Annotated in this window: 11 protein-coding genes; 5 read left to right on the top strand and 6 right to left on the bottom strand. The window is 65.0% G+C overall.

Annotation, left to right across the window (positions count from 1 at the left end):
• Positions 1–107: 107 nt before the first annotated feature.
• Positions 108–1028, bottom strand: coding sequence for an MBL fold metallo-hydrolase (locus G5A07_RS00715; protein WP_125436981.1), 921 nt, complete (start codon positions 1026–1028; stop codon positions 108–110).
• A 481-nt stretch (positions 1029–1509) separates the two neighbouring features.
• Here G5A07_RS00715 and G5A07_RS00710 point away from each other — a divergent pair, with 481 nt between their 5' ends.
• Together G5A07_RS00710 and G5A07_RS00705 are read left to right on the top strand one after the other, a co-directional pair.
• A complete protein-coding gene (locus tag G5A07_RS00710; RefSeq protein ID WP_191862351.1) occupies positions 1510–2463 on the top strand; it encodes an alpha/beta hydrolase in 954 nt (317 codons plus the stop codon).
• Positions 2464–2700: 237 nt separating this feature from the next.
• Positions 2701–3012, top strand: coding sequence for a hypothetical protein (locus G5A07_RS00705; protein ID WP_099560612.1), 312 nt, complete (start codon positions 2701–2703; stop codon positions 3010–3012).
• A gap of 45 nt (positions 3013–3057) precedes the next feature.
• Here the strand turns inward: G5A07_RS00705 and G5A07_RS00700 are convergent, their stop codons facing one another.
• A complete protein-coding gene (locus G5A07_RS00700) occupies positions 3058–3357 on the bottom strand; it encodes a hypothetical protein (protein ID WP_019336576.1) in 300 nt (99 codons plus the stop codon).
• 589 nt (positions 3358–3946) lie between these two features.
• Entirely contained in the window at positions 3947–4162 is a 216-nt protein-coding gene (locus G5A07_RS00695; RefSeq protein ID WP_044570206.1) for a hypothetical protein, read from the bottom strand.
• A gap of 153 nt (positions 4163–4315) precedes the next feature.
• Between G5A07_RS00695 and G5A07_RS00690 the strand changes: the two genes are divergently transcribed.
• Positions 4316–4597, top strand: coding sequence for a hypothetical protein (locus tag G5A07_RS00690; RefSeq protein ID WP_010485730.1), 282 nt, complete (start codon positions 4316–4318; stop codon positions 4595–4597).
• Here the strand turns inward: G5A07_RS00690 and G5A07_RS00685 are convergent.
• On the bottom strand, positions 4594–4914 hold the full coding sequence (locus tag G5A07_RS00685; RefSeq protein ID WP_262405769.1) for a hypothetical protein: 321 nt from the start codon (positions 4912–4914) through the stop codon (positions 4594–4596). The genes G5A07_RS00690 and G5A07_RS00685 overlap by 4 nt on opposite strands.
• Positions 4915–4993: 79 nt before the next feature.
• Positions 4994–7645 carry an excinuclease ABC subunit UvrA gene (locus G5A07_RS00680; protein WP_191862349.1) on the bottom strand — a complete coding sequence of 884 codons (2652 nt, stop codon included), beginning with the start codon at positions 7643–7645 and terminating at the stop codon, positions 4994–4996.
• Between the two features lie 271 nt (positions 7646–7916).
• On the opposite strand from G5A07_RS00680, the gene G5A07_RS00675 reads away from it, so the two are divergent.
• Positions 7917–8171, top strand: a complete 255-nt coding sequence (locus G5A07_RS00675) for a hypothetical protein (RefSeq protein ID WP_099560609.1) — start codon at positions 7917–7919, stop codon at positions 8169–8171.
• On the top strand, positions 8168–8590 hold the full coding sequence (locus G5A07_RS00670; RefSeq protein WP_071305203.1) for a low affinity iron permease family protein: 423 nt from the start codon (positions 8168–8170) through the stop codon (positions 8588–8590). Before G5A07_RS00675 ends, G5A07_RS00670 begins: the two co-directional genes overlap by 4 nt.
• A gap of 15 nt (positions 8591–8605) precedes the next feature.
• Here the strand turns inward: G5A07_RS00670 and G5A07_RS00665 are convergent, their stop codons facing one another.
• On the bottom strand, positions 8606–10099 hold the full coding sequence (locus G5A07_RS00665) for an FAD-dependent oxidoreductase (RefSeq protein WP_191862434.1): 1494 nt from the start codon (positions 10097–10099) through the stop codon (positions 8606–8608).
• Between the last annotated feature and the right edge of the window lie 26 nt (positions 10100–10125).

Raw genomic sequence — 10125 nt, 5'->3', positions numbered from 1 at the left:
CCAGGTGTGGATGGCGTCCGTTGTCGGCCTCGTCCTTGCGGGATTCGAGCGGGGCGCCGATGCGCCCCGTCGAAAACCCCTGCTTGCGCTGTATCCGCAGGATCCGATCAGAAGTCCCAGAACACCGGCACCCAGCGGAACGTCTCGCCCTCCAGCGACACCCGGCCCACTGACGGGAACGGAAGATGCGTGGCCACCAGCATTTCGCCGGTGCCGGCCAGTTCCTTCAGCAGAGCGATGCGTACGCGTGCGGATTCCTCCGGGTCGTGCTCAAAACCGTTGTGCCAGTTCGGCTGGTCGAAGCCGACCGCGAATACCGCGTCACCGGCAAAGGTCAAGGCGTGCCCCGCAGACGCCACGCGCACCACGCAGTGGCCCGGGGTATGCCCACCGGTACGGCGGGCCGTTACGCCCGGCGCGATCTGCTGTTCGTTCTGGAAGGTATGCACATAGCTGCTGTACTCGGCCCAGAAGTGCTTGGCCGTGGCGCGTAGCGCATCGGGGAAACCCTGCGGCATGTTGGTGCGGCTGAAGTCCGGCGACTTCCAGAACTCCACCTCCGCTGCGGCCACGTGGATCTTCAGGTCCGGGCGCAGCTGTTCCTTCACACCTTCAACCAGCAGCCCGCCGACGTGGTCCATGTGCATGTGGGTGATCACCACATCGGTGATTTCGCCCAGGTTGATACCGGCAGCACCAAGGCGACGGATCAGCTGGCCGGCGCGCGGCAGCTGCAGGTCCGGGTCCATGCCCAGGCCGGCATCGATGAGAATGGTGCGATCCCCGCTGTGCACCACCATTACGTTCAATGCCCAGTCGAAGGCATCCTGCGGCAGGTACATCTCTTCGAACCATTCGGCACGGTCGGCCGCCGGTACGTTGTGGCCGAGCATCTGGGTGGGCAACGGCAGGACGCCATCGCTGATCACCAGCACTTCGACGTCGCCCACTTTCAGGGCGTAGCGCGAGGGCACCAGTTCATCGAGGGCGGGGGCAATGGGCGCGGCGGTGTTTTCCATACTGAACATGAGGGATCTCCACGAAGAGCCATTTGGCGGGCAGCAATGCAAGGCTGGCGCGAACGAATCCGGGCGCTTGCCCATGGCGCAGGCAGTGACATTGCCAGGGCACGGTTGCCTGGCAGGCCAGCGCTGCGGAGTTCATGGGAAGACGGGCCACTGCGCGGGCAATGGGCCCGGAACACGGCAGGTGCCGTGTGGGATCAGCCTAGGCAGTACGCCGCAGGTGCGATAGCGCCGTGAAGGGGTACGTCATGTTGCGTTCCGGGAAGCAATGCGGAACCGGCTGCAATGCCACCATTGCAAGCGCCTCTGGCTCGTTCGGTAGCGCGCAGGCCCAGGTCGGGCAGCTTCGGATGATCATCCAGTCGACCCCACTGTGGATCCGTGCACTCAGGACGATCTATCAAGAAATTCGGACTTGTCATATCCCTGGCGCCTGATCGCGGGCGCAAAGTACGTCTCACCACCCACCCATGAGAGTTCCCGCATGAACACCTTCGCCCGTACCCTGGCCGTCGCCGCCCTCGCCCTCTCGGTCCAGGCCGGCCTGTCCGCGCAGGCCGCCGAACCGGCCACGCCGGCGGCAGTCACCAGCATCGCGCGCACCGCCAGCTACATCACCACCGCCGATGGCGTGCAGCTGTACTACAAGGACTGGGGCCCGAAGGACGGCCCGGTCGTGACCTTCAGCCACGGCTGGCCGTTGAACTCGGACAGCTGGGAATCGCAGATGATCTTCCTGGCCGATCATGGCTACCGTGTCATCGCGCATGACCGTCGCGGCCACGGGCGTTCCAGCCAGCCGTGGGACGGCAACGATATGGATCACTACGCCGATGACCTGGCCACGGTGATCAATACGCTGGACCTGCACGATGTCACCCTGGTGGGCTTCTCCACCGGTGGTGGCGAAGTGGCGCGCTACATCGGCCGGCATGGCACCGGGCGAGTGAAGAAGGCGGTGCTGATCAGCTCGGTACCGCCGTTCATGCTGAAGACCGCCGACAACCCGAACGGCCTGCCGATCGAAGTGTTCGACGGCATCCGCAAGGCACAGATGGATAACCGCGCGCAGCTCTACAAGGACATCCCGTCGGGCCCGTTCTACGGCTTCAACCGCCCGGGCGCGAAGGTCTCGCAGGGGCTGATCGATGCGTGGTGGGCGCAGGGCATGCAGGGCGGCCACAAGAACACCTACGATTCGATCGCTGCGTTCTCGGCCACCGATTTCCGCGCGGACCTGAAGAAGTTCGATGTGCCCACCCTGGTCATCCACGGTGACGACGACCAGATCGTGCCGATCGATATCTCCGGCCGGCAGTCGGCGAAACTGATCAAGGGCGCAAAGCTGATTGTCTACCCGGGTGCGCCGCATGGCCTGACTGACACCCACAAGGACAAAGTCAATCAGGACCTGCTGACGTTCCTGCAGGAAAAGTGAGTGACCGGGGCTCCGTTGTGATGGCGGAGCCCTTCCTGCCCAGAAACAGGGCCGGCGCCGGATGAGCGCCGGCTGCCAGGTCAGTGCACGATTGCGACCGTGGGATTTCAGGCCAACGATGGAGCGCGTTCCGCACTTTGATGAAGGGTTAACCTCCAACGGAGGACACTGCGCCCTCACGGCTCTTCTCCGGCGCAGAATCCTTTGCTCCCGTGTCCAGCCCAAGACGACACGGCCATGCACCCTCCCAATGCCTTCCGGATCCATGCGATCCAGCCCCTTCTTGCGCGCAATGGCGCCATCGTTCGCCTTGATCAGTTGCGATCTACCTGCAAGAGTTGCGGCCTGCGCTCGTCAATGAGCGAGAACGCCGGCATTCAGACAAGCCCATTGGGCACGACGCTCACTTGCCCCGCATGCGGTGCCACGGGGCTGATGGACGAGGTGGAGATATGGCACCACTGGCTCGAACAATGCCGCCGTGAACGGATGCTGGCGCTCTTTGATCCAAAGCCTGACGAACCTCTGGAACCAGACACTCCGGAATGACGAGCGCGTTCCGGGCGCTTGCGGACGCAGCGCCAGCTACGCGCCTCAACCGTCGCCCGGGTGCCGGCCCGCCAGGCTGCCCATCGTGAAGGCGTAGCCAGCTTCCTCCAGCAGCGTTCTCATGCGTAGCTCCACGCGCCTGGGTGAAAGCAGGCTGTTGGGCGCGTACAGGGCATAGACATAGCCGGCGCCGTCGATGATTTCGCGGCGCACGGCGCAGTCGCTGGATTCAGCTGCCTCGGACCAGACAGACATCAACCGGGCAGGACTGATGGACTGCCCGTTGCGAAGACGAAAGAACAGCCAGCGGACTCCCAGGGACGGGGCTGGATTCAACTTAGCCACTGCGAGCCTCCAATGCGCCGGAAAAGATCCCTGAGAACCTCGGGATCCAATCGTGGATGCTCGTCTTTCGAAGATCGCGGAAGGTCGATGCGCGCAGCACCCTTCACCAGTGCAGGCAGATCGGACTGAAGGTCGATCCACCATCCCGCGGGCAGACGGAGGCCCGTGCCCGTTCTATCGTAGATGCAGATCGTAAAATTCATCGCGTTGCTCCTGAATGACCCGAGCATACGCTTGCGCAATGTCAGGTCCGGATGCGACGCCTAGGGAGATGTCGCGTCGACGCGTTTTGCGCATTCGAATACGTGTGCTTCGTCCTGCTGGACCCTGCGGAATGATTCAAGCCAGCTGAATGCTGCGCCGCGATTGTGAATCATGTCGCCGAGCCTTCCGGTCAGGCATCGTGCGCATTCCATCCCGCCAGGGCTGGGTGCGTGGCAGCAACGGCATTGCGCCATCGTCGTGGTTCTCTCCGGACGACATTGGTACATGATCTTGGTCATCAGGCTGATCGCCTGGCTTTGCGAGGACATGCCCGCTCCCTGTCTACCGCGGAAGCGGCCGCGCGGCGCGCGGCTCCTCCTGTTCCTCAGCGGCGGGTATCGCCGCCGAGACCGCCCTTCTTTTCATCCGCTGGCTTCGGGCTCTCGCGATCCTTGTTGTCCTGCTGCTGTTGCTGTCCTTGCTTACCGGGCTCCTCTCCGCCGGGTTCGCCCCCCTCGCCCTGCCCCTGCTGTGCAGGCTGTTCTGCTTCAGCGGACGCGTTGGAGCGGTCATTCCTGTTCTGTTCGGGGACGCTGTTCATTTCGATTCTCCGCCGCAGCAAGTCTGCTGCCGATTGACTGTGGGCGTGTCGCCGTTACGAGAACGTACGGGGACGCGTCCCATATGAACAAGGGTCATGAACAGGCCCGCAGCAACAAGCGTGTACAGTGGAGTTTCGAAAAGGGGTAACGCCATGATCCATGGAAGAAGCAAGCACGTTGTCGACGTCGAGCGCGAGCTGGCCCACTGGAAAATCGCGTTCAACCTGGGCGCCCTGCCCGCGATGAGCTTCCGATATGAAGTGGCGCCCGTTATCCGGCTTGCCTGCGATATCTATGTGAGAGATCCGCATGGCACCCGGTCGGCATGGATCGACGATCTGCAGGGCAGGCTTGCGAAGCGATCGAGCCTGCGCGGCCATCCTGGCGCAGCGGAGATTGCCGATCGGTGCTGGTCCCTGCTTGGCTGCGCCTAGGCGCGGCTGGCTGCGTGATTCCGCTCGCGCATCAACTCATCATTCAGTACGTGGACAATGGACATCACCGCGTCGGCAAGTCCACGAGAATCGCTGATGGATCCGTAGAAGTAGATCCTGGCGCCTTCAATGCGAACATCCGCCAGCTGGAGCTGGGACGCCAGTGCCCTGCACTTGATGAGGAACATCTCTGTCCAGCGAGCGCCCGGCGCCAGATCCAGCAGCGCGGTGATGGCTTCGTCGGTGGATGCCTCTACACGCTCATGCAACAACGGGACATCGAAGCCGACGATTCTTGGGAGCATGGAAGCGTTCACCTGACCATCCTCTCGCTGATGGGCGCTGCGAGTACTCCCACAGTACAACAGAATGCGTCCAGCCCCAGATGAGATGGCGTCAGCTGGCCTGCCCCAGCTCGCGCGCAAGGAACGGCGCAGTCCTGCTTCCCTTGGCGCGGGCCACCTGTTGCGGCGTGCCCTTCGCCACGATGGTGCCACCCGCGCCGCCTGCACCTGGCCCGACATCAATCACCCAGTCCGCCTGTGCGACAGAACGCATATCGTGCTCGATCATCACCACGGTGTTGCCAGCCTCCACCAGCCGTTGCAGCTGCGCCAGCAACCTGTCCGCGTCCGATGCATGAAGGCCGGTGGTGGGCTCATCCAGCACATACAGCGTGCGTCCGCGCTGGCTGCGCTGCAGCTCGGTCGCCAGCTTGATGCGCTGTGCCTCACCGCCTGAAAGCTCGGTGGCCGGCTGGCCCAGCCGCAGGTAGCCCAGACCGATTTCCTGCAGCAACTGCAGCGGGCGGGCAATGGCGTCTTCTTCGGCGAAGAACGCCTGCGCCTGGTCCACCGTCATCTGCAGGACCTCGGCGATGGTGCGACCATTCCACAGCACCTTCAGGGTGGCCTCGTTGTAGCGGGCGCCATGGCAGGTCGGGCACGGCGCATAGACGCTTGGCATGAACAGCAGTTCGACACTGACGAAGCCCTCGCCTTCGCAGGTCTCGCACCGGCCCTTGGCCACGTTGAACGAGAAGCGTCCCGCATCGAAGCGACGGCGGCGCGCGTCGGGCGTTGCGGCGAACAGCTTGCGCACGTGGTCGAACAGGCCGGTGTAGGTGGCCAGGTTGGATCGTGGCGTGCGGCCGATGGGCTTCTGGTCGACCTGCACCACGCGTTGAATGGCGTCCACATCGCCGGCCAGCTGGCCCCGCGTCGCTTCCATCACGGTCGGCCCATCCGGGGGCGTGCTGTCGGCGCTGTCGTCCACGGGCTCGTGCCCCAGGTGCAGCAGCATCAGCTCGGGCAGCGCTTGTGCCATCAGGCTGGACTTGCCCGATCCGGAAATGCCGGTCACTGCTGTCAGCAGCCCCAGCGGCACCTGCGCGTCCACGCCCTGCAGGTTGTGGCGATGGATGCCCTTCAGTTCGAGCCAGCTGTTGGCACTGCGCTGCCGGCTGGCAGGCGCAGGCACCTGGTCGAACAGATACCGGGCCGTGCGCGAATCCTTTACCTGGCGCAGGCCATCGGGTTCGCCGCTGTAAAGCACGCGCCCTCCCCGCTCGCCGGCCTCCGGTCCCACGTCCACCAGCCACTGCGCGCGGCGCATCAGTTCCAGATCGTGCTCGACAACGAACACCGAGTTGCCGCCGTCGCGCAGCCGGTCCAGCGCGTCGTACAGCGCCTGGCTATCAGCCGGATGCAGGCCGGCCGAGGGCTCGTCGAGCACGTACAGCACGCCAAACAGCAACGAGCTGAGCTGGGTGGCCAGCCGCAGGCGCTGCAGTTCGCCGGCGGACAGCGTGGGCGTGGCGCGATCCAGCGAAAGATAGCCCAGGCCAAGCTCGCGCAGTTGCCGTACACGCGCCATGACCCCGCCCGCCAGCCGCTGGGCTGCCAGGCGTTTTTCCTCCGACAGGGCAGAGGTCAGCCGCACGTCAGGGGCGCCCTCGTGCGTCGCGCGGCCACTTGCCGCCCGTCGGGCACGATCGCGGGTTGTTGCACTCCTGCTGGCGCGTGCGCCCTTGTTGTGTGCGCCGAAATCACCCTGCGCGATGGGCTCCAGCAGGTCCGCCAGTTGATCCAGCGGCAGCCGCATGAACTCGCCGATATCCACGCCGGCAAAGGTGACCGAAAGCGCCTCCGGTTTCAGGCGCTTTCCGTGGCAGGCCGGGCACAGCTTGCCTTCCATGTAGCGCGAAACACGCTTGCGCATCAAGGCGCTCTGGGTGTTGGCAAAGGTGTGCAGCACGTAACGGCGCGCGCCGGTATAGGTGCCCATGTAGCTGGGCTCCTGCTTGCGCTTGAGTGCGCTACGGGTCTCGGCCGGCGTGAAGCCGGCATAGACCGGCACGGTGGGCGTCTCCTCGGTGAACAGGATCCACTCACGGTCCTTCTTCGGCAGTTTCTTCCACGGCACATCGATGTCGTAGCCCAACGTGACCAGGATGTCGCGCAGGTTCTGGCCATGCCATGCCGGTGGCCAGGACGCGATGGCGCGCTCGCGGATGCTCAGCGACGGGTCCGGAACCATCAGTGCTTCAGTCACTTCGTAGACATACCCCAGGCCATGGCAGGTGCTGCAGGCGCCCTGTGGGGTGTTGGGCGAGAAGTCTTCGGCGTACAGCATGGGCTGGTGGGCCGGGTAGGCTCCCGCCCGCGAAAACATCATGCGCACCAGGCTGGACAGCGTGGTCACGCTGCCCACCGAGGAGCGCGCATTGCTGGCGCCGCGCTGCTGCTGCAGGGCGACCGCCGGGGGCAGCCCGTCGATGGCATCCACATCGGGCACGCCCGCCTGGTCGATCAGGCGGCGCGCATAGGGTGCGACGGATTCGAAGTAGCGCCGCTGCGCCTCGGCGAAAACCGTGCCGAAGGCCAACGAGGACTTGCCGGATCCCGACACGCCGGAGAACACCACCAGTGCATTGCGCGGAATGGAGACATCGACATTCTTCAGGTTGTGCTCGCGCGCACCACGGACTTCGATGCAGCCGCTGGCTGCGGCAGCACATGACGACTCGCCATAGGGGGTGTTGGACATCTCAGCATTCCTGCAATCGGTGGGCGGCTCGCGCATGGTGCGCCCGGTAGGCCATTCTCGCTGTTGCGGGGTGAATGGCGTGAGGGGGTGCGCAACCACGTGCCGCATCAGAACGCCATGGCCGACGCAGACCGCGCCGCCGCGCTGATTGTTAACGCGCGTTGCCTGAAGGATTGACGCCACGTTGCCCCGCCCTTGATGAGGCCGCTCACAGTGCATTCCTATGCTGGGCCCGCCACCTGCGAGGTGGTGATCAACCCGGAGATGCACCATGCAACGCGACCAGAAAGACCTTCCCCATCCGGACACGGAGGCGCAGCGCCCCGATCCTGTCAGTCCGCTGCAGGCGACGCTGCACAACCGCCGCAATCATGACGAGGCGCTGCAGGAAACCTTCCCCGCCAGTGACCCGATCTCCCCCTTCGTCGCTGCGCCCACGCCGGACGAGCAGGCCAAGCGCCTCGGGAAGCGGGTCAAGCTGCCGGACCGCCACACGGATGAGGAGGCCGCGGGAGGTGACCAGTGATCCGGCGCGGTTTTGCCCGTGTCGCGGCGGCGACGGCGCGATTGTCCGGCAGCCTGGGGGCATTCGTCGCAGCGCTGGGGGTGATCATCACCTGGGCTGCCAGCGGGCCGGCCTTCCACTTCAATGACACGTGGCAGCTGGTGGTGAATACAGGAACCACCATCGTGACCTTCCTGATGGTGTTCCTGATCCAGCATACGCAGAACGCTGATACCGCTGCGCTGCACATCAAGCTGGATGAACTGATCCGGGTGAGCAAGGACGCCAACCAGGAGTTGTTGAACCTGGAGTCGATGGAGCCGGCCCATCTTGAAGAGATACGCCAGCGTTACGAGGCACTGGCGAAGACCGCTGCAGACATCAAGTCCAAGAAGGAGCGCTGCATGCCCAGCGATGCGGATGCAGCCGCCGAAGCCTGAGGTGGATGCCTGCGCCTACAGCTGTTCTGGTGTGAGGCCCTGTCTGGCAGGGCCTTCCAGCAGCGCTCCGGTGGCGGAAAAGCGGCTGCCGTGGCAGGGGCAGTCCCAGGTGCGCTCATGGCCATTCCATTGGACAACGCACTTCAGGTGCGGGCAGAGCGCCGACATCATGTGCAGGCGCCCGCCCTCGTCGCGGTAGACCGCGGTGCGCTTTCCGTCCACGTCCAGCAGTGCGCCGCAACCACGGGCAAGCTCACTGGGTGAGTGTGACGGCGCCGTGGCAAGGCGATCTCCCACCATGTGCCGCGCCACCGTGGCGTTGGTGCGGGCCCAGCCAGCGGCCGAGCGCACCGGCGTGAAACGCATGGGGCTGAGCAGCTGCTCGATCTCGCTGGTCGTGCCCATGATTCCCTCGGTGATCGCGCGCGCGGCCACGCCTGCCCAGGTCAAACCGTCCGGCCCATAGCCGGTAGCGACCCACACATTATCTTGGGCGCTGCTGCCGATGTAGGGCAGCTGGTCGGCGGGCCGGAATTGCTGCGCCGACCAGCACAGCGGCTCGCCCAGCACGTTGAAGTTGCGGCGCGCGTCGGCTAGCAGATGCTGGGCCGGATCCACCGCTGGCGTTTCGCCGGTGCGGTGTGTTTCGCCAACCAGCACAAGCCAGTCGCGGCCATCAGCGCCGTGCACCCCGCGCAATGAGCGGTGCCGGTCGGCGATCCAGTGAATGCCTGCCGCAGGTGGGTTGGCAACCGGCACCGCCACCCCGTACTCGCGGTACACCTCCATCTCGGCCTGCACCAGGTTGAAGCCTGCGGGCGAATGCGTAGCCAGCACGAACTGCCTGGCCTGTATGCGGGCGCCATCGGCTGTCGCAACGCCGGCGGATGCCTCGATGCGGTTGATCCGGGTCCAGTCGTGGATGCGCACGCGACCTGCCAGATGACGTGCCAGTTGCCTGCAGAACGCCGCAGGATCCAACTGCGCCTGATCGGGAACGCGGAAGGCGTGGCCCAATGCAAACGGCAGCCCGGACTGCCGGTGTTCGCACTGCAGGCCGACGCGCTGATAGGCCTGCAGCTCACGCTCGAACTGCGCGGTGACCTCGCGGGTGCGATCCTGCACACCGTACTGCATGCCCACGCGTTGGAAGCCACAGCGCAGATGGTAGCGATGAACCAGTGTTTCGATGGACCGCAGCGCCTGCTGCCGCCACTGCACGACACGGCTGGCCGTGTCACCGCCCCAACGGGAGATCAGATCGGCCAGCCGGGAGACGGGCGCGTAAAGATTGCCGGTGGACATCACCGTATTGCGCCCGCCGATGGGCCCCGCATCAACCACCAGCACATCCAGGCCGCTATCGGCCAGGCGGGCCGCTGTCAGCAGGCCGGTCATGCCGGCGCCCACCACCAGCACGTCCGCGCGCGTCGTGCCGGCAAGGGGGCGGAAGCTGTGCGACTCGGTGTCAGCTGACCATAAGCTGGCGCGCGGGAACGGTTCGGACATGAAAGAGATCCTTGCAGCTTCAGCTG

Source organism: Stenotrophomonas sp. AS012628 (assembly GCF_010608305.1).
GTDB classification, from domain to species: Bacteria; Pseudomonadota; Gammaproteobacteria; order Xanthomonadales; family Xanthomonadaceae; genus Stenotrophomonas; species Stenotrophomonas geniculata.
The sequence above is the reverse complement of the archived record's forward strand: the minus strand, read 5'-3'. Positions and strand labels throughout refer to the sequence as shown.